The 20328-nt window shown below is 38.3% G+C and carries 22 protein-coding genes; 4 read left to right on the forward strand and 18 right to left on the reverse strand.

Going from position 1 to position 20328, the window contains the following annotated elements; all coding sequences use genetic code 11:
• Window positions 1-63 precede the first annotated feature (63 nt).
• The 5 genes from thrB to yutH all read right to left on the reverse strand — a co-directional run bounded on the left by thrB (window position 64) and on the right by yutH (window position 5683).
• Window positions 64-978 carry a homoserine kinase gene (thrB, locus tag AC0C45_RS22315; protein WP_047931100.1) on the reverse strand — a complete coding sequence of 305 codons (915 nt, stop codon included), beginning with the start codon at window positions 976-978 and terminating at the stop codon, window positions 64-66.
• Complete coding sequence (thrC, locus tag AC0C45_RS22320) at window positions 972-2033, reverse strand: threonine synthase (protein WP_026106720.1); 1062 nt, start codon at window positions 2031-2033, stop codon at window positions 972-974. Before thrC ends, thrB begins: the two co-directional genes overlap by 7 nt.
• The gene (locus tag AC0C45_RS22325) at window positions 2033-3334 is read right to left on the reverse strand and encodes a homoserine dehydrogenase (RefSeq protein WP_013059628.1); all 1302 of its coding nucleotides are present in this window, start codon (window positions 3332-3334) and stop codon (window positions 2033-2035) included. The genes thrC and AC0C45_RS22325 overlap by 1 nt, the downstream gene beginning before the upstream one ends.
• A 240-nt stretch (window positions 3335-3574) precedes the next feature.
• A complete protein-coding gene (locus AC0C45_RS22330) occupies window positions 3575-4564 on the reverse strand; it encodes a 2-hydroxyacid dehydrogenase (RefSeq protein ID WP_472928825.1) in 990 nt (329 codons plus the stop codon).
• Between the two features lie 117 nt (window positions 4565-4681).
• Complete coding sequence (gene yutH, locus AC0C45_RS22335) at window positions 4682-5683, reverse strand: spore coat putative kinase YutH (protein ID WP_034648503.1); 1002 nt, start codon at window positions 5681-5683, stop codon at window positions 4682-4684.
• Window positions 5684-5859: 176 nt separating this feature from the next.
• On the opposite strand from yutH, the gene AC0C45_RS22340 reads away from it, so the two are divergent.
• Window positions 5860-6360: a phosphatidylglycerophosphatase A family protein gene (locus AC0C45_RS22340; RefSeq protein WP_013059631.1), complete on the forward strand. Its 501-nt coding sequence runs from the start codon at window positions 5860-5862 to the stop codon at window positions 6358-6360.
• A 37-nt stretch (window positions 6361-6397) separates the two neighbouring features.
• Here the strand turns inward: AC0C45_RS22340 and AC0C45_RS22345 are convergent, their stop codons facing one another.
• On the reverse strand, window positions 6398-7168 hold the full coding sequence (locus tag AC0C45_RS22345; RefSeq protein WP_013059632.1) for a TIGR01457 family HAD-type hydrolase: 771 nt from the start codon (window positions 7166-7168) through the stop codon (window positions 6398-6400).
• Window positions 7169-7244: 76 nt separating this feature from the next.
• Window positions 7245-7682, reverse strand: a complete 438-nt coding sequence (locus AC0C45_RS22350) for a DUF86 domain-containing protein (protein ID WP_047931102.1) — start codon at window positions 7680-7682, stop codon at window positions 7245-7247.
• A 162-nt stretch (window positions 7683-7844) separates the two neighbouring features.
• Between AC0C45_RS22350 and AC0C45_RS22355 the strand changes: the two genes are divergently transcribed.
• Window positions 7845-8111 carry a DUF3055 domain-containing protein gene (locus AC0C45_RS22355; RefSeq protein ID WP_013059634.1) on the forward strand — a complete coding sequence of 89 codons (267 nt, stop codon included), beginning with the start codon at window positions 7845-7847 and terminating at the stop codon, window positions 8109-8111.
• A gap of 48 nt (window positions 8112-8159) precedes the next feature.
• Here the strand turns inward: AC0C45_RS22355 and AC0C45_RS22360 are convergent, their stop codons facing one another.
• A complete protein-coding gene (locus tag AC0C45_RS22360) occupies window positions 8160-8435 on the reverse strand; it encodes a YutD family protein (RefSeq protein ID WP_013059635.1) in 276 nt (91 codons plus the stop codon).
• Window positions 8436-8631: 196 nt separating this feature from the next.
• On the opposite strand from AC0C45_RS22360, the gene AC0C45_RS22365 reads away from it, so the two are divergent.
• Complete coding sequence (locus tag AC0C45_RS22365) at window positions 8632-9273, forward strand: YhcN/YlaJ family sporulation lipoprotein (RefSeq protein WP_280168754.1); 642 nt, start codon at window positions 8632-8634, stop codon at window positions 9271-9273.
• 296 nt (window positions 9274-9569) lie between these two features.
• Here AC0C45_RS22365 and lipA read toward each other — a convergent pair whose 3' ends face one another.
• Window positions 9570-10469, reverse strand: coding sequence for a lipoyl synthase (gene lipA / locus AC0C45_RS22370; protein WP_013059637.1), 900 nt, complete (start codon window positions 10467-10469; stop codon window positions 9570-9572).
• A 316-nt stretch (window positions 10470-10785) separates the two neighbouring features.
• Between lipA and AC0C45_RS22375 the strand changes: the two genes are divergently transcribed.
• A complete protein-coding gene (locus tag AC0C45_RS22375; protein WP_016765822.1) occupies window positions 10786-11787 on the forward strand; it encodes a M23 family metallopeptidase in 1002 nt (333 codons plus the stop codon).
• Between the two features lie 29 nt (window positions 11788-11816).
• On the opposite strand, the gene AC0C45_RS22380 is transcribed toward AC0C45_RS22375, so the two are convergent.
• From AC0C45_RS22380 to sufD, 9 genes are all read right to left on the reverse strand, one after another.
• Window positions 11817-11933: a methionine/alanine import family NSS transporter small subunit gene (locus AC0C45_RS22380; protein WP_080967536.1), complete on the reverse strand. Its 117-nt coding sequence runs from the start codon at window positions 11931-11933 to the stop codon at window positions 11817-11819.
• Window positions 11933-13447: a sodium-dependent transporter gene (locus AC0C45_RS22385; protein WP_047931103.1), complete on the reverse strand. Its 1515-nt coding sequence runs from the start codon at window positions 13445-13447 to the stop codon at window positions 11933-11935. The genes AC0C45_RS22380 and AC0C45_RS22385 overlap by 1 nt, the downstream gene beginning before the upstream one ends.
• A 248-nt stretch (window positions 13448-13695) precedes the next feature.
• Window positions 13696-14448, reverse strand: coding sequence for a sporulation protein YunB (gene yunB / locus AC0C45_RS22390; RefSeq protein ID WP_013085335.1), 753 nt, complete (start codon window positions 14446-14448; stop codon window positions 13696-13698).
• An 89-nt stretch (window positions 14449-14537) separates the two neighbouring features.
• Window positions 14538-14840 carry a YunC family protein gene (locus tag AC0C45_RS22395; RefSeq protein WP_047931105.1) on the reverse strand — a complete coding sequence of 101 codons (303 nt, stop codon included), beginning with the start codon at window positions 14838-14840 and terminating at the stop codon, window positions 14538-14540.
• 131 nt (window positions 14841-14971) lie between these two features.
• On the reverse strand, window positions 14972-15826 hold the full coding sequence (locus AC0C45_RS22400; protein ID WP_013059642.1) for a DUF72 domain-containing protein: 855 nt from the start codon (window positions 15824-15826) through the stop codon (window positions 14972-14974).
• Between the two features lie 102 nt (window positions 15827-15928).
• Entirely contained in the window at window positions 15929-17326 is a 1398-nt protein-coding gene (gene sufB, locus AC0C45_RS22405; RefSeq protein ID WP_016765826.1) for a Fe-S cluster assembly protein SufB, read from the reverse strand.
• Between the two features lie 45 nt (window positions 17327-17371).
• The gene (gene sufU, locus AC0C45_RS22410; RefSeq protein WP_013085338.1) at window positions 17372-17806 is read right to left on the reverse strand and encodes a Fe-S cluster assembly sulfur transfer protein SufU; all 435 of its coding nucleotides are present in this window, start codon (window positions 17804-17806) and stop codon (window positions 17372-17374) included.
• Window positions 17796-19016, reverse strand: coding sequence for a cysteine desulfurase (locus AC0C45_RS22415; protein ID WP_047931106.1), 1221 nt, complete (start codon window positions 19014-19016; stop codon window positions 17796-17798). The genes sufU and AC0C45_RS22415 overlap by 11 nt, the downstream gene beginning before the upstream one ends.
• On the reverse strand, window positions 19016-20323 hold the full coding sequence (sufD, locus tag AC0C45_RS22420) for a Fe-S cluster assembly protein SufD (RefSeq protein ID WP_047931107.1): 1308 nt from the start codon (window positions 20321-20323) through the stop codon (window positions 19016-19018). The genes AC0C45_RS22415 and sufD overlap by 1 nt, the downstream gene beginning before the upstream one ends.
• Window positions 20324-20328: the final 5 nt, after the last annotated feature.

The following is a 20328-nucleotide window of genomic DNA, read 5'->3' on the forward strand; positions in this document are numbered from 1 at the left end:
CCTCCCATTTTATTGGGGCTTGCGAATGAAAAATCCTCATTCAAATGAATGAGGATTTTTTTATTAACTCGTTGTGACTTCAGCTTCTACAAATACACCTTTGCGATCAATTTGTAAAACATCTATTTCGCAATTCGGCAGTAAAGCATACATATGTTCAGCAATCGCTTTTCCTTTTCCTTTTGGTGCTAAACATAATACACTCGGACCGGCTCCGCTTAATGACACACCGTATGCGCCGAGAGCTTTTGCTTCTTTTCGCACAAGAGAAAGCTCTGGCACGAGTCTCATACGATAAGGTTCGTGATATAAATCTTTCTCCATAAATTCGCCTACCAGAGGTAAATCTTTATTTAAAAGGGCTGCTACTAGCATGTTCCCGATTGCCCCAGCTTCTACTGCGTGGCGATAATTAATATCGAAAGGCAGCACATCACGAGCATCGGTTGTTTTTAATTCATATTCTGGAATAGCCATCACGATATCGACATCAAATTCAGGTATTTGAGCAATATATGTTTCATTTTCATGATGGTAACCAACAACGATGCCGCCGTAAATAGAGGGGCTGACGTTATCAGGATGCCCTTCCATTAAGCTGCTGATGCGAAGCTTTTCTCTTTTTGATAAACGCAAATCACACAGTACATTGGCCAGCTCGATTCCAGCTACGATAGCCGATGCGCTGCTTCCAAGTCCCCTTGCTAATGGAATGTTGCTCCAAACATTGACCTTCGCACTTGGAAGATCAATGTTAAATTGACGAGCCACGTCTTGTGCCACTTCATACATTAAGTTATCTGTACCTGTAGGAATACTTTGCACTTCTTTCGTTTCAGGGATAAAAATCCATTCCTCATGACACTCTACTGTTAATCTTAAGTAGCGAGATAAAGCCACTCCAATGGAATCAAATCCTGGCCCTAAATTAGCAGAGCTAGCTGGGACCGTAATGACAAAACGCTCATTTTCTAGCATGAAGCAACGACACCTTGGATATACTCAAATACCTTTTCTTCATCATTTGGTAAAACCACTGGCTTTACATTATGAGCATCGATTGCTACGTTTGGATCTTTTAATCCGTTACCTGTTAGTACAGCTACAACCGTTGAACCTTTTGCAATTTTACCAGAAGCTACATCTTTAAACACACCAGCTATTGAAGCGCAAGAACCTGGCTCTGCAAATACACCTTCTTTGCGTGCAATTGTACGATATGCTTCTAAGATTTGTTCATCTGTTACTTCATCAATTTTTCCGTTTGATTCTTTTGCTGCGTTTACAGCATAATCCCAGCTTGCTGGATTTCCGATTCGAATAGCCGTTGCAATTGTTTCTGGATTTTCGATAACTTGATTACGCACGATCGCCGCCGCACCTTCTGCTTCAAACCCGTGCATGTGAGGAAGAGACGTTTGGTGACGCTCACTGTATTCTTTGAAGCCTTTCCAGTAAGCTGTAATATTCCCTGCATTCCCCACTGGGATAGCTAAAACGTCAGGCGCTTTTCCAAGCTGTTCACAAATCTCGAAAGAAGCTGTTTTTTGCCCTTCAATACGGTATGGGTTTACAGAGTTTACAAGTGCAACCGGTGATGTTTCACTCAGCTTACGAACCATAGAAAGTGCTTGGTCAAAGTTTCCTTCAATTGCTACAATTTCTGCACCATACATAACAGCTTGAGCTAATTTCCCCATCGCAATTTTTCCATTTGGAATAACAACGATACAGCGCATGCCAGCGCGTGATGCATAAGCTGCTGCAGCTGCGGATGTGTTACCTGTAGATGCACAAATAACCGTATTGCTTCCTTCTTCTTTTGCTTTTGCTACAGCCATTACCATTCCGCGGTCTTTAAATGATCCCGTTGGATTTAACCCTTCTACTTTCACATGTAGATCAATGCCTAGCTCTTTTGATAACTGAGCAAGATGAATTAAAGGCGTATTTCCTTCATGTAATGTAAGCATAGGTGTTTTCTCTGTTACAGGTAAAAATTCTTTATATTCAGCTAATAGACCTTTCCACATCATACTGTGCCAACTCCCTCTACGCGGTAACTGCTTTTTACATTTTCTACAATTGGTAAATCCCGAAGCTGCTGAAGGATTTCCTCATAATCTTTTTGAGATGTTTTGTGTGTAACTACAACAATCTCAGCTAATTCGCTTCCTTTCACAGGAAGTTGGATAATTTTTTCGAAGCTCACGCCACGCTCTGAAAATAGCGTTGTTAATTTTGCAAATGCTCCAACCTGATCTTTAACATGAATACGTAAGAAATGCTTCGAGAACATTTCATCTTCTGCTTTTAACTGTTTCGGATACTGAGGTGTTACCGCACTTTTACCATTCACACCTAAACGCATGTTTTTCATAACACCTACTAAATCGGATACGACAGCAGTGGCCGTTGGCAGGCTTCCCGCCCCCGGTCCATAGAACATAGTTTCTCCAACAGCTTCTCCGTATACATATACAGCGTTATACTCATCGCTTACTGAAGCAAGAGGATGTGTATCTGCTAAAAGAGTTGGTTGAACACTAACTTCTACATTGTCACCGTCACGATGTGCATATCCAATCAGTTTCATCGTATAGCCTAGTTGTTTACTATATTGCAAGTCTTCTTCCGTTACTTCTGTAATACCTTGAACACGAACATCATCCAAGTCAATTTTCATTGAAAATCCTAATGTAGCTAAGATTGCCATTTTACGAGCAGCATCTAAACCACCTACGTCAGAAGTTGGATCCGCTTCAGCATATCCTAAATCCTGAGCTTCTTTTAACACTTCATCATAGGCGCTTCCTTCTTTTGTCATTTTCGTTAAAATGAAGTTTGTTGTCCCATTTACAATTCCCATCATCTTCGTAATACGATCAGATGCTAACCCATCTGCTAATCCACGAAGGATTGGAATACCGCCAGCTACACTTGCTTCATAAAATAAATCACAATTATTTTCAGAAGCTACTGTTAACAATTCTGAGCCGTAAACCGCCATTAAATCTTTGTTTGCCGTTACAACATGCTTTTTATTACGAAGAGCTGTTAAGATATAATCTCTTGTTTCTTCAACGCCACCCATTACTTCAATGACAACGTCAATCTCCGCGTTATGTAAAACGTCTTCAACATTCGTTGTTAATTTATCTTCACTGATCTCCACGTCACGTTTCTTATCAATATCTTTAACTACTACTTTTTTAACTTCTACAGGACACCCGACTTGATGACTTAATTTATCCTGATGATTTTCAATAATTTTGACTACTCCGCTTCCTACCGTTCCTAATCCTAATAATCCTACTGAAATACTTTTTGTCATATTCCTCACCTCTGTGTTCTTTCTACGTATACATTTGTTCTCTTATAGAGGACATTATAGACCTTATTTTTCTTTTTTACAAGGTTTACTTGCCATCTTTTCTCGTAAACTTGTTAAAAAAATTGGTATATAAAGATAAATGTAAATTTTTAAAATATTTCATTTTATTATCATAACATGGCTACTCCTGTTTTTTAATAAAAAAAGGACAATTTCACCGAAATGAAATTGCCTTTTTTATTATGATTTTTTCGCAAACGCTTCTTTATTTACAATTGTAATAGGAGACTCGTTTGTGAGCACTGCTTTAATGTTTTTTACGCATAAAGAAATCATTTCCGTGCGCGTTTCGATACTCGCACTGCCGATATGAGGAAGAGCTACAACATTAGGCAATTGAAGAAGAGGGTGAGAAGCAGAAACAGGCTCTTGATCGAATACATCCAAGCCAGCTCCAGCAATTTCACCGGATTGAACCGCATGTAACAATGCTTGTTCATCAACCACTGCTCCTCTTGAAGCATTAATAAAAATTGCAGTTGTTTTCATCTGTTCAAATGCTTCAGCATTAAATAAATGTTTGGTTTCGTCCGTTAATGGTGTCAAACAAACAATAAAATCAGATCGTTCAAGCAGCTCATTTAACTCACAGTAAACTGCATCGAGCTTTTGTTCTGCTTGAAGGTTGCGGCTTCGGTTGTGGTACAGAATTTCCATATCAAAACCTGTAGCACGTTTCGCAAGCGTCTCTCCAATTTTCCCCATTCCAACAATACCTAATGTTTTATGATGAATATCTCTACCCGCTAACAAAAATGGACTCCAGCTTTTCCACTGATTTTCTTTCACATATCCAGCAGCTTCTACTAAACGTCTAGCTACACTCATTAATAAACCAAACGTTAAATCCGCTGTTGTATCAGATAAAACATCGGGGGTATTAGAAACGATAATTCCTCGTTCAGTTGCCGCTTCTACATCAATATTATCGAATCCGACCGCCAAGTTAGCTACAAGCTTTAAATGAGGAGCTTGCGTAAGCAATTCACCGTCAATACGATCTGAAAGCATTGTTAATAGAGCATGTGCGTGCTTAGCTTTTTCACAAAGCAGCTCATGAGGGACTGCCTCATCTTCTTTATCCCACATTTCTACATTCGCTACTGCCTTTAAAGGTTCGATTAATTGATTCGGTATTTTTCTCGTAATAAATACAAACGGCTTGTCCATATGTACGCCACCTCTTTATCCTTTTTAAACTGCATGCATAAAAACAAAATAGAAAAACAGGTTTGGATTATCCAACACCTATTTTTCTATTTTATCATATTCTATAGTAATCGCTTTTTAATGAATCCATGTTAATTCAGGAATGTGATAACGAGACGTTGAAATACCCACCGACTGGTAAAAGCGCTTCAGAAAAGCTTCGTAGTGAGAAGAATGAGCTAATACTCCTTCCAGCTTCTCATAATACTTTTGTTTTTGCCTCTCATCTTGTACACTGTAATACCCTTCAATGACCTCAAAATAATGAACGGGAAAAAGAAGTCTAGCATATAACAGTCTCCATGAAAAAGAAGAAAGCGGATTTACCTTTTCGTATTCACTTAAAAACTGATGCATGTGCCTTTCATCGACAGCGTATGTTAATAAATATTGTTCCCTTATATATTCAGCAATATCTCTGCTAGGGTGATCGAAAACCCAGTCTGCCGGGAGCTTGTAAACGTGGTCTTCCCCCCATGTTTTTTGCCCGAACCGATGATGACAAATCGTCGCAGCGTCAACTGAACGAGGCAAATCGTCAATTTCCGTGTCTACTAGGTATTGAATAGCATTTTCCGTTAATCCTAGGTAATAAGGAAAAGTTTCTAAAAAACGTTTTTCCATCTCTTGATTAGGCAAAGCACGTAATCTTCCATACCAAAATTGCTCCATCTGGTCGAGACGCTTCTCCCACATGGACTTCCATTGCCCTAGCCGGTTTGCTTTTTCCACTTCATAAGGAAACAGTCTCCCTTTTTGATGAAAAACAGCTAGCTCGTGCCCAGGTGAAAAGTTGGGGTTTTTCTCTTCCGCAAGACAGCGGCAAATGATAAATTTTTCAGTTTCAGTTTCTGTAATCATTTCACCATTCAAATTAGGCATAAATGTTGCCACATGGCGATCACCTTGGCCCATCAGAAATTGACTCATTTGATATAGTTCATTTAACTCGTCTTGTTCCATTTGTTTTACATTAATGATTGTATATAAAATATCTCGATACTGAAAACCTTCAAATTTACCTACGGGCATAAATTCATTTGGACGTAATCCGTAATGCTCATAAATGGTTTGTATCATTTTAATCCCTCTCTTCATTCATTCAAGAAATTATATGATGGAAAACAACATTACTTGTCATAATATTTACGGAAGAATGAATAGATTAGAAATACACCATTTATAGTTATTTACTCCGGGTTAGTAGTATGAAACAACTTTAGACTTAAAAATATATAGAAAACAGGTGATGATACTTGGAGAAAAAACATACACAAAGTGAGTTAGAAAAAAAAGCAAGAGAATGGTTAATAGAACGCGGCGTGGCTCTTACAGACATTGCTGAACTGGTCTATTACTTGCAAAAAAAGTATCACCCAAACTTAACAATCGAAGACTGTTTATATAATGTTGAGCGCGTCATTTCTAAACGAGAAGTTCAAAATGCTATTTTAACCGGTATTCAACTAGATGTCCTCACGGAAAAAAAAGTGATTGAGCCGCCTCTGTTGGATATTCTTGAGAAAGACGAAGGTTTATACGGTATCGACGAGATTTTAGCATTATCGATTGTAAATGTGTACGGATCAATCGGCTTTACCAATTACGGGTATATTGATAAACAAAAGCCGGGTATTTTAGAAAGATTAAACGATAAATCTACTGGAGAGTGCCATACTTTCTTAGATGATTTAGTAGGCGCAATTGCTGCCGCTGCTTCTAGCCGGTTAGCGCATCGGGCTGCCAGTCAAGAATAGGTTTTAAAAACAAAAAAAGCTGTCAATTGACAGCTTTTTAAATTCGCTCCATCCACTCTTTTAGTGAATCTACTGTATAAGTTGGCTTTTTCTCATATCCTTCTAGTAACTCTCTTGTTGTTACCCCTGTATGGACTAATAATGTATCTAAGCCTGCATTCATCCCTGCTAAAATATCTGTATCATAGTAATCACCAATCATGATTGTTTCTTCTTTTGGCGTACCGATGACTTCAAGGGCTTGCTCCATAATAATACTTTCTGGTTTACCAATAAATACTGGATTTGTTTGAGTAGAAACCGTAATAACGGACGTGATAGATCCATTACCAGGCAGTAAGCCTCTTTCAGTAGGAATCGCAATATCTCCGTTCGTTGAAACAAAAAAGGCGCCGTTTCGAACGTTTAAACATGCTTTTGCCAATTTTTCATATGTAATTTCCTGATCCAAACCAACAACTACAAAATCCGTATCTTCCTCTTCAATGGTAAATCCTTTTTCAAGCAATGCATGTCGGATTCCTTCTCCACCAATTACATAAGCTGAAGCGTTTGCTTTGCGTTCATGCAAATAATTAGCTGTTGCCTGACTCGTTGTAAAAACTTGCTCTTCTGTTGCAGGAATGCCAAATGCCTCTAGCTTTTCAGCTACTTTATCGGGCGTTTTTGTTGAGTTGTTTGTTACAAATAAATAAGGAATTCCTTTTTCCTTTAATTTAATAACAAAATCACGTGCCTCGGCAATTAGCTCTGTTCCTTTGTACATTGTTCCATCTAAATCAATCAAATATCCTTTATATTCCTTCATGTTGTGTGTGATCTCCTTTCAAGTCTCATACTTGAAATCATAGCTTATTTTTTATACAACTACAACTTGCTTGCCTTTAGTTACGAAAAGCAGACACAGGCCCTAACTCTGTCTCTAGATATGTCCTTACGCGCTCTGAAAATGCTGCCAGTACGTCTTTATGCTGCATCACTTTTTGATAAATATCCTGATGATTAACATCTACATATTCTTGAACAAGGCTTTTACGCAATTGAACGATCTCTTTTAATGGCATTTCTTCCTCTTTTTTAACCACTTTCTCATCAACTAAAATGTCAATAATATCGTCGTAACTGCCGGGATCTCTCATAATAAATCCATCAATCATTGCATTTCCTACATCTAAAACGTTTTCAATTAAAAGATGTACAATTCTCTCTAATGCCTTTTTCTCTATTTCTGTGTTCCAGCTCGAATGCTCAGCAAACAAACGAACGTGCTCATCAAAAAAAACAAGCGTGGCTTCTATTTTTTCACGATCTACAAAGTACATATTATTTCCTCCCTAGTTGTCAGCTCTCTATAAATCTTTTTTCATAAACAAACGGGGTTCCTGTTCTATTTTATCATGACCCATTATCCATTTGATAAATTCATTTTTGTTTTTGACCTTATTTGATATGATACAAATACAACCTATGAAAGGAGTATACCTATGAGCGAACGCTTTTATCTATATGACGATGTCGTATCTACAAAGACCCGTTTTGTCAGCTTTATGGGCGAAAATCAACGATTTGATTTAGCTATTATCCAAACCGACCGTTATTATGGCAAACAAGTTGTTCTTGATATTCAAGGAGGACGCTTTGCCATCATTGGACAAGATGACCTTGAAGAACCAAACTATCTTGAAGAAGTATTTAAATTAAACAGTGAAGACGGTCAGGAACTTCGCGAATTTTTATATGAAATCATCTAAAAAAAAAGGCAGCGTGAAGGACAATTAGTGTCTTCGGCTTGCCTTTTTTTACTTATGGACTTTTTTTAAGACAAAATACGCACAGCCAAAATTACAATATTCATGTAAATAGTCTTGAAGCGTACTAATCTTCGTATCATACGTTGCCTTTTGATTTCGGTCATCAAAAAAGCCTCGCAGTCGAAGCTGATTGTATCCCCAATCTCCCACAATATAGTCATAGCGGCTCAGCACGTCAATAAAGCGACCTCTAAACGCCTCTTCATTAAATGCTTCGCGCTCATCTTTTAATACTTCATAACAAATATTATTGATACAGACCATTGCTCACACCTCTTCTCTTAAAATTTACCATACCATAATTATGATGATGAAACCATCAATTAACATGAAATTTTTCACGTATAAGCAGCACTCTAATCCTGTAGGAGTTTTATCGGTATACCTACTGATCTTTTATGCTCCACATGAGGGTTCGCCGGTTTACCTGGCGTACGATATTTAACTACAGGAGGTGGAAATGGTGAAGAAATCTATTCTTGGAATCGCTTTGATAACAAGTATTTTAACCATTGGCTGTCAAAATAAAAATACAGCTGAAAATGAAAATTTATCACCAAACAACCCAGATGCCATTAATGTAAACGAGCCTAATCATTATTATAATCCAAATAATAATAGCGGCACAAATTATGGATATGTCCGATACACTAAAAACACAAATGAACAAAATTCCAATATGAACCAAATAGGAACATTTAATCGAGAAGAAGCAGCCGACAATATTAGTAAACTGAGCACCGCTATCCCAAATATTAAACAAGCCGCTACGCTAGTAACGGATAAAGATGTGCTTGTTGCTTATAAAACAGATGCTAAAAATAGGAATAACGCAGCCGATCAGGTAAAACGTACAGCTATGTCTGTAGTCCCTCGTTATTATCATGTATACGTCTCAGATAATCCGAAACATATGGACCAAATCGAAAATATCAGTGAATTGAATACACAAACAAATGATGCTAGAAAACGAATCGATGCCGTTATTCAACAAATGCTAAAATCTCCCCAAGGACGTAAAATGAACGGCGGAGAAGATGCAAATGGAAGAGAGAAAAACGAATTGAATGAACCGATGACGGACAAAGATATGGTAGAATAAACAAAAAAGTTGAGACGTAACTAAAAGAATGTAATCGAAAGACGAAGAAATGAGACACATGAGCTGAACCGCTTGTGACACCGCAGTTGATTTCCGTGCAAGGCTTCGCTTTCCGCGAGCGGCCGCTGTTCCCGCAGGAGTCTTCGCCTTGCCCTCCAATCAACTGCTAGAAGGAACAAAACAGATAAATTTTACGTTAACCGTAACAAAAAAAAACGAACCACTAATCAAACAGTTTGATTAGTGGTTCGTTTTTCACTTCGGCTAAACTACTTTTGTTCCAGCCTCTTTTTACCTTATTTGCTTTCTTGTGCTTTGTTTTTTGCAGCAGCGTTAACTTGCTCATCTGCATGGTAAGAAGAACGTACAAGAGGACCTGCTTCGACATGGCTGAATCCTTTTGATAATGCAATTTCTTTTAGCTCTTCAAACTCATTTGGATGGTAATATTTTTGAACTTTTATGTGCTTTTTAGTTGGCTGTAGATATTGGCCTAGCGTCATAATATCTACATTGTTCGCACGCAAATCATCCATCGTTTCAATAATTTCTTCTTTTGTTTCTCCTAGACCAAGCATGATACTTGATTTTGTAGGGATATCCGGCTGCATTTCTTTTGCACGGCGAAGGAACTCAAGAGAACGCTCATATTTAGCACGAGCACGAACACGAGGCGTAAGGCTGCGTACTGTTTCAATATTATGGTTTAAAATATCAGGACGTGCGTCCATTACAATACGTAAGTTCTCTTCCACACCGCCCATATCAGAAGGCAATACTTCAATTGTTGTGAATGGATTTTTACGACGAATCGCACGAATTGTTTCAGCTAATACGCTTGCTCCTCCGTCTTTTAAATCATCGCGAGCTACTACTGTAATAACCGCATGTTTTAAGTTCATTAGCTGAACAGAATCCGCTACGCGTTCTGGCTCTTCTAAATCTAATTCTGTTGGTAAACCTGTCTTAACCGCGCAAAAACGACAGGCACGTGTACATACTTCTCCCAAAATCATAAAAGTTGCCGTACGACGAACAGCCCAACACTCATGAATATTCGGACATCTTGCTTCTTCACAAACTGTATGAAGGTTTTTTTCACGCATCATTTTCTTTAAGCCTGTGTAATTTTCGTTTGTGTTTAGCTTAATCTTCAGCCACTCGGGTTTGCGGACATGCTCTTCTTTTGTTGCCATATTATCAACTCCACCAATCTAGAAAATGTCTATAACCTATATGCTTAATTTTAACTACATATTAAAAACATAACTATATGTCACTTTATCATAAAAAAGTGAGATTCGACAAGTTGTCTGCTCTTTATTTTCCTGAGTTTTCTTCTATTTTCCATCCCAATGTGTGCGTTTTCATCCTCCGTATAATTTCCATTTATCTTCTGAATAAACTTCTTTAAAAAAGTTTTGGAGCGATTTCCATTAATTAATATTTATGAAATCTTTTTTCTCGCTGCAAACTAGTGTTACACACTATTTTTAGAAAGGGGGAAACACGATGCGCAAAACGATTATCTTACTTTTTATGTTCATGTCTATATTCACAGGATGGCACCACGTAACAGCTGAATCTTCAGCAGATCAAGAAAAAATACTTATTCAAAAGAGATTAGAGCTGTATAAACAAATGGAAGCCGCTACTACGATTCCTTGGTATTATTTTGCTGGGATTGACCAGTATGAACGAAATATTCGACGCTCTCATAAAGATATTCCAAGAGAAAAAGGCGCGATCGCCATTTATTATCCTCCAGAAAAATGGTCAGGTTCTCTAAATCCAAATTTGGAAGATACAAACCCACTTACTATTTCTCTGCTCGGGGGAATGGGCAAAGATGGGAATGGAGATAAAAAAGCAGACCAATTTAATGATGAAGATATGCTTTTTACAATGGCAGATTATATTCGGACGTTCGGGGTGTCCGAAGACTATATTAAAATTGCCCTTTGGAACTATTATCACCGGGCTAAAGCAGTTGATATTATTTTAGGGAATGCCAAAATTTTTCGCCATTATGGACGCATTGATTTAAAAGGTTCTTCATTTCCGGTGCCTCTGCGTGCGAACTACAGTTATCGCAGTACATGGGGAGATGCGCGCGGCTGGGGTGGCAAACGAATTCATGAAGGAACAGACATTTTTGCAGATTACGGAGTTCCAGTAAAATCCCCTTGCTATGGCATTATTGAGCTTAAAGGATGGAATAAATATGGAGGCTGGCGAATCGGTATTCGTGACCTTCATAATAACTATCACTATTTAGCTCATTTAAGCGGATTTGCAAAAAATTTAAAAGTAGGACAAATTGTAGAACCAGGAACACTCATTGGCGGAGTAGGAAGTTCCGGTTATGGACCTCCTGGAACTTCTGGGAAATTCCCTCCTCACTTACATTATGGAATGTATAAAGATAACGGTAAAAATGAGTGGTCGTTTGACCCATATCCTCAGTTAAGAACGTGGGAACGAAATGATCGTTTAGAACTAAAGAAAAAATAAAAAAACAGGAAGCTGATGCTTCCTGTTTTTTATCCTGATGTTTTGCTTTCCTTTGCTTTTTTCACAGCATGAGCAATACTCGCGGCCAATCCGCCCCATATGATGACCATCCCTACAACCATCATTGTTATTGAACTTCCATCCATTATTTAGAAACCTCCTTCTCTTTAACTGACAAACGAATCGTCCCATCTTTCCATCGTGCAAAAGAAAAAGCAATTCCTAAAATAACTGCCAGAGCTGCCACGCCCCAACCAAAAGGACCTACAAAAGTTGTTGCATACTGCTCGTAATTTTCCGAAATATTTTTTCGGAAGTTATCAAACATCATATACCCAAGTACAAGTGGTGTAACCACTCCTAAACATATTTTCCACCATGAACCGATTCGGATATCAGAAACTTCGTTTGCATGCTGCTGAAGGCTGCTCAACTTTTTAAATACCCAAGCAACTAATACAACTTCTACTAAGCCTGCTAAAGCAACTCCAAAGTTATTAATGAAATAGTCGACCACATCTAAGAAATAAAGTCCGCCTTGTGTTGCAAATAACAGCGAACAAATTGAAGCGATTCCTCCGCCTATTAATACAGATTTTGTACGTGAGATAGTAAATTTATCTTGAATGCCCGCTACAAAGGTTTCAATGATTGAAATAAGTGACGTTAATCCTGCTAATGTTAAGGAAGCAAAAAATAACATTCCAAACAGCTGTTTAAAGGCCGGAAATTCATTAATAATTTGCGGAAAAACAACAAAGGCTAGTCCTACTCCTCCCTGAACCACCTTATCGATTGGGATACCTTGCTGAGTAGCCATAAAACCTAGTGCGCTAAACACACCGATTCCCGCTAGTAATTCAAAAGCGGAATTACCGAATCCAGTAATAAACGCATTATTAGTTAAATCAGATTTTTTAGGAAGGTAACTGGAATAAGTGATCATAATAGCAAAACCAACAGATAAACTAAAGAAAATTTGACCATATGCTGCAATCCAAACCTTTCCATCTCCAATTGCGCTCCAGTTTGGTTTAAAGAAAGCGTGCAGACCTTCCATTGCTCCGTCCAATGTTACTGCTCGAATGACAATGATTAAAAATAGAACAATTAGTGTTGGTAAAAAGATTTTGTTTGCCGCTTCAATTCCTTTTTTGATTCCCTTTAATAACACACCCAACGTGACAATCCATACAAGTACAAGCGGGATTAAAACATGTAATACAATGCTTCCTGTTTGTCCTGGTGCTTCAGCTAATTTTAAGTAATCTCCATATAAAAACGCTTCCGTATCCTTTCCCCAGCTTAACTTAAATGAAAAGATAAAATACGACATCGCCCACGCGATAATAACGGAATAGTAAATTGAAATAAAAAAGGAAATAGCTACTTGCCACCAGCCTAGCCACTCAGCCTTTGGACTTAGTCTCGCTAAGGATAAAGGAGAAGAACCTTTATATTTATGACCTATAGCAAACTCCATGATTAAAATAGGAATTCCCGCCGTCAACAAAGCAAATAAATAGGGAAGAAAAAATGCTCCTCCTCCGTTTTCATACGCAGTAGCTGGAAACCTCCATATATTACCTAGTCCAATTGCTGAACCTGCTGCTGCTAAAATAAACCCTGCTCTTGATCCCCACTGCGGCCTATTTTCCACTGTAATTCCCCCTCTTGTTCTCTCCCTACTCTCTTTTTATCGTAGATCAGCGAGAATTTTTATAATTTTTAGATTATTCTTTCTATAACTTCCTATCTCAAATTATAGAAGGGAGAAGATAGTATGTCAAAATATTTTTTATAGAAAATTCAGAAAAATTACCCAAGGAATAAAAGCAAGTATGAAAGTCTTTTTGAACTTCCGCACCTGCTTTTTTAGTAATACTTTATCACGTTAATATAATATTGTTAATTTTTCTTCGGAAGTTCAATCGCCGGAGAAGACGAGTTTCCACCGTTAAAATAGTCAGGAACGTTTCCAGGAATAACGGTGCCTCCGACCGGGATTGTAGCCGTAACGGTTGTTTTTTTAGTTGCAAATGGGATAATAATTTGCATGTTTACTTTTACTTTGATAGATACTTCAAGAAACGCATTATTTATTCCATACTCCTCGATTTTTCGCACTACGTCTGTTTGAACGTCACCAATAGCATGAAATTTAACCGGAATCAGCGGACCTAGATTTCCAAGCAGCGCATTATTAGTCGCTTGCCCAAGCGGAACTTGGTATACAATTCCTTGATTCCGCAACTTTTCACTTTTTTCAATACGAATATCTGTTGGAAGTTCAAGTGCATCTAAATTCCCTTTCTCTGCTTCTTTTAAGTTAGCCTGAACAAATGACGTAGTTTGAGCTCTAACCCGATTTACAAGCGCTGTGTCAATTTTAGCTACTTGACCGTTAGGTGTAGATTCCACTTTAATAACATCTACGTCCAATTGATCAAGTACCTGTTTATTCACCGCTTTATTAATAACTAAAGTTGCAATCTCTTTTGTTTGTGCTTCAGCATATTTCATTAACGTCGGTTCAATCCCTCTATTAATTAGCCATAATCCTACCCCTGTAGAAAGCATAAAAAAAAGAAAGGTGAGCAACAGAACGTAACGAAAAGGAAGCGGGCCTTTTCTTGTTAATTTCCGACGAAGTTTAACCAAAAAAAATCCCTCCTTACAAGCTATATGTATGCATGTATAAGGAGGTTCACGCTTCTTTTAAAAAGTTTTATCTTAAATTCTCGACTATATTAAAGCATTTTCAATAAAGCATCTTTGCCAATTGTTCCTTTAAAAATCCCTTTTTTTTCAGCTTCAAGCGTTACAGATTCAAGAGGCGCTTCAAGAAGCTGCTCAATTGTACGTACACCTACAGCTCTTCCAGCTATTATTTGACGATCAGCTAATTTATCATTTAATAGACCTACGTCTAGTGCTCCGCACATAATGTAACCTTTATCTGATGAGATTGTTAACAGAGTTGTTTTTGGCAATAATACGGTAACTGCATTAAACGTATGACCTTCAATTACGATAGGCGCTAAGGTAATCATAGTAACTCACTCCTTTCTTAATCAATTTATGATTTTGAAAGAAAAAAGTGAGGTTTTACATATACTTTTCTACCTATTTGACGTTTATATTCCTTCTTCCTTATTTATATAAACTTTTATAGGACTCAGTGCTAAAATTCATTAAAAAAATCTAATTGTTTAGGAGCTAAATTCTCATATTCAATATTTAATAAACTCATGAGCTGTTTGGCATTATGTACAGCATCTCCGCCCGAGTTATTATTAAATAACAGGTAAATGTCCTTCGTTTGTTTTTGCAGCTTTTCAAGCCGTTCTTTCCACTCTAGGAGCTCTTTTTCATTGTAACGATACAAAAACCTTACTGCTCGCCAATTGCCTTCTGCGGGCTTATTCCAACCGTGTACGTTTCGTCCGTGAAAACGGATAAGTGTTTTCTGTTTATCTGTAGCATGAATCACAATAGGAATAGAGCCTTCTCCTGCCTGCGGTTCATCACAAATACCGTGAATCCACTTCTCTTGTTCCATAAACGTCAGCGTTTTATCGTAGAAAAATGGCTTAAACCAAGATTGATTTCGAAACTCAAGCGCTACTGGCAAATCGCCAAACTTCTCGCGGCTATATCTCAAATAGGCTACATTTTCTTTTGTACAGTCAAACCAGGGCGGCATTTGAAATAAAATCATACCAAGTTTATTCGATGTTACGTAAGGCTTCACTGATTCTAAAAACGCATGAAACATTTCTTCTTTGCTATCAAACGGATTTCCTTCTCTCATATGCCCTGTCATACCTTGATAGGCTTTTACTACAAAACGAAAAGATTCCGGTGTATCGTTCACCCATTTTTCTACATTTGATGTTGGTTGAATTGCATAAAAAGATGAATCGACTTCAACAATTGGAAAATGGCCTGCATATACGGCAAGCTTGTCTCTTGATGAAACCCCCGCTTCATATAATGAATCATGATCTCCCCAGCCTGTAACTCCAATATAAATCATGCCACTCCTCCTCTATGTTCTTAGCTTCGCTTTTCTTTATTTTAATACAAACGATACAAAAAAACTCGTTTGCATAAACAGCAAACGAGTTTTGATCTATTATTAACCGATTGAACCTTCCATTTCAAATTTGATTAGACGGTTCATTTCTACTGCATATTCCATTGGAAGCTCTTTTGTAAATGGCTCAATAAAGCCCATTACAATCATTTCTGTTGCTTCTTCTTCAGAAATACCGCGGCTCATTAGATAGAATAATTGTTCTTCAGATACTTTCGATACCTTCGCTTCATGCTCAAGTGAGATGTTGTCATTTAAAATCTCATTGTACGGAATTGTATCAGAAGTTGATTGATTATCCATAATCAGCGTATCACACTCAATGTTCGCACGTGCACCTTCTGCTTTACGGCCGAAGTGTACGATACCGCGGTATGTTACTTTACCGCCTTGTTTTGAAATTGATTTTGATACGATCGTTGAAGATGTGTTCGGTGCTAAGTGAATCATTTTTGCACCAGCATCTTGGTGCTGTCCTTTACCAGCAAGGGCAATAGATAATGTCATACCACGTGCACCTTCACCTTTTAAGATAACAGCTGGATATTTCATTGTTAACTTAGAACCGATGTTTCCATCAATCCATTCCATTGTGGCGTTTGCTTCACAAACCGCGCGTTTTGTTACAAGGTTGTATACGTTGTTCGCCCAGTTTTGAATTGTTGTATAGCGGCAATACGCATCTTTTTTGATGATGATCTCTACAACGGCACTGTGAAGAGAGTTTGTTGTATAAACAGGTGCTGTACAGCCCTCTACATAGTGAACGTGTGAGCCTTCATCAGCAATAATTAACGTACGCTCAAACTGTCCCATATTTTCAGAGTTAATACGGAAATAAGCTTGTAATGGCGTGTCTACTTTTATGCCTTTCGGTACGTAAATGAATGATCCACCAGACCAAACCGCTGAGTTAAGAGCAGAGAATTTGTTATCCGTTGGCGGGATAACTTTTCCAAAATGCTCACGGAAAATATCTTCGTTTTCTTTTAGCGCCGTATCCGTATCTTTAAATACGATACCTTGCGCTTCAAGATCTTCTTTCATATTGTGATAAACAACTTCAGATTCGTACTGAGCTGATACACCCGCAAGATACTTTTGCTCTGCTTCAGGAATACCAAGTTTATCAAACGTTTGTTTAATTTCTTCAGGAACTTCATCCCAAGAGCGTTCAGACTTCTCAGATGGTTTTACGTAGTACGTAATTTCATCAAAGTCTAAGCTTGCCATGTCTCCGCCCCACTGTGGCATTGGCATGTTGTAGAAGTGCTCTAGAGATTTCAAACGGAAGTCAAGCATCCATTGTGGTTCCTCTTTCATACGAGAAATTTCTTCTACGATTTCTTTTGTTAAACCGCGTTTAGAGCGGAAAATTGATACGTCTTTATCGGAAAATCCATATTTATAATCGCCGATTTCTGGCATTTTTTTAGCCATCTTTTATTACCCCCTACTTGATAGGATTGGGAATGAATGAAGGTCTTATTTTTGTTCGTTAAGACCTTTTTCCATCGCTTTCCACGCTAGTGTTGCACATTTAATACGCGCAGGAAATTTTGCTACACCTTGAAGTGCTTCAATATCTCCTAAATCTATACTATCATCATACTCTTTACCTTGCATCATGTCAGAGAAGATATGGGCCATTTTAAACGCTTTGTCTACTTCTTGACCTTTAATTGCTTGTGTCATCATTGAAGCTGATGACATTGAAATTGAACATCCTTCACCTTCGAACTTTGCATCCACCACTTTGCCGTCCTCTACTTTTAAGGAAAGTTCAATGCGGTCTCCGCACGTCGGGTTATTCATATGAATGTTCACAGTATCTTCATTCAACGTTCCACGATTACGCGGGTTTTTATAATGGTCCATAATTACTTGACGATAGAGAGTATCTAAATTATTAAAAGCCATTTGTAAAATACTCCTTCGTTTTTATTAATGATGACACCAATTTATCTACTTCTTCTTCCGTGTTATACAGATAGAAGCTTGCACGTGCAGTAGAAGATACGTTTAAATATTTCATCAGCGGCTGCGCACAGTGATGACCTGCACGAATCGCAATTCCATCAGCGTCTACTACTGTCGCAACGTCGTGCGGATGCACATCTTCAATATTAAACGTCACAACACCTGCTCGCTCTTTCGGTCCGTAAATCGTAATTCCATCTACTTGCGATAAGCGATCCAGTGCATATTGCGCTAACTTGTGCTCATGTGCTTGAATATTATCTAAACCAACTTCTTCTAAGAAATCAATCGCTGCACCTAAACCAATTGCACCTGCAATGATTGGCGTACCTCCTTCAAATTTCCAAGGAAGCTCTTTCCACGTTGATTCGTATAGGTTTACGAAGTCAATCATTTCGCCGCCAAACTCGATTGGTTCCATTTTTTCAAGAAGCTCTTTCTTTCCATAAAGAGCGCCGATTCCAGTCGGTCCGCCCATTTTATGTCCAGAGAAAGCAAAGAAATCACAGTCTAAATCTTGTACATCCACCTTCATGTGAGGTGTACTTTGTGCACCATCCACAACCATTACTGCACCGTTAGCATGTGCAATTTCTGCAATCTCTTTTACTGGGTTAATCGTGCCCAATACGTTAGATACTTGCATAATCGATACAATTTTGGTGTTGGATGTAATCGTGCTTTTTACCTCTTCTAGTGAAAGTGCATGATCTTCTGTTAATGAAATATATTTTAACGTTGCACCTGTTTCCTTGGCAACTTGCTGCCAAGGAATGATGTTGCTGTGATGTTCCATATAAGTAATCACAATTTCATCACCAGGTTTAAGATTCGCACGGCCATAGCTTGCAGCTACTGTATTAAGAGCTGTCGTTGTACCGCGCGTAAAGATAATCTCTTCCGTTGATTTTGCATTAATAAACTTACGAACCTTTTCACGAGCGCCTTCGTATCCGTCTGTTGCTCTTGTACCAAGCGTGTGAACACCTCGGTGTACGTTTGAGTTATATTCTTTGTAATACTTCTCAATCGCTTCAATTACAGCAAGCGGCTTTTGTGAAGTTGCTGCACTGTCTAAATAAACGAGTGGGCTGCCATTTACCTCTTGGTCTAAAATAGGAAATTCTTTACGAATATCAGAGATATTCATTATCGAACTTTCCTTTCAATTAAATCCGTTAATTGTTTTTTAACCGTTTCGATTGGCAACTCGTTTACAACTGGTGCTAAGAACCCGTGAATAACTAGACGTTCTGCTTCTGTTTGTGGAATACCGCGGCTCATTAAGTAGTAAAGCTGAATTGGATCTACGCGTCCAACAGATGCAGCGTGTCCTGCTGTTACATCGTCTTCATCAATTAGAAGAATTGGGTTTGCGTCTCCACGCGCTTTTTCACTTAACATTAACACACGAGATTCCTGCTCAGCGTTTGATTTAGATGCACCGTGTTCAATTTTACCGATACCGTTAAAGATTGAAGACGCGCTTTCTTTCATAACGCCGTGTTTTAAAATGTAGCCTTCAGAATGTTTTCCAAAATGTACGATACTTGTTGTTAAGTTTTGAGACTGCTCTCCACGTCCAACTGTTACCGTTTTTGTATCTCCATATGAACCGTCGCCCATTAGATACGTTGTATTTTCTGAAACTGTATTTCCTTCACTCATTAAGCCTAAAGCCCACTCAATGCGACCATCTTTGCCCGCTACGCCGCGGCGGTTCACATAAGTAGTTGTGCCTTTAGCTAAGTAGTCAACAGCTCCAAACGTTACTTTTGCATTGCTGTTAGCGAATACTTCCGTCACGATATTGACAACACCGTTTGACTCTTCAGCAGTCGCAATGTAGTTTTCTACATATGTTACTGAGCTGTTGTCTTCAGCTACAACAATCACATGGTTGAATAAAGCTGCTTCTTCATCTTCGCGGACAAATACAGCTTGAAGCGGCTCTTGTATTTCTACATTTTTAGGAACGTATACAAATACCCCGCCGTTTAATAACGCTGCGTTTAATGCAGTTAAACGGTGCTCATCTACTTTAACTCCGTCTTTCATGAAGTACTTCTCAACAAGTTCGCTATGCTCTTTAGCAGCTGTTTGAATATCTGTGAAGATAACACCCTGAGACTTTAGCTCTTCTGTTAACGTTGAGTATGCAGCTGTTTGGTCACGCTGAACATATAGATTTTTAACAGCTTCTGTATCAATCAATGCTTTAACCACTTCTGGAAGCTCGTCTACAGATGAGATTGTGCTTGCCTGTGAAGTGTGCTTGTCAAAAGCAGTAAAATTCCATTTCGAAATGTTTGTTTTATCTGGCTTTGGAAGTGCAAGATCTTCTGCTTTCGCAAGAGCTTGTAAGCGAAGATCTAGCAGCCAACTTGGTTCATTAGCTTCTTTTGAAAAGCTGCTGATGTACTCTTGATCAAATGGTAATTTCGTATCAATAGTCATAGAGA

The sequence above is a fragment of the Priestia sp. VA7 genome (assembly GCF_055710015.1).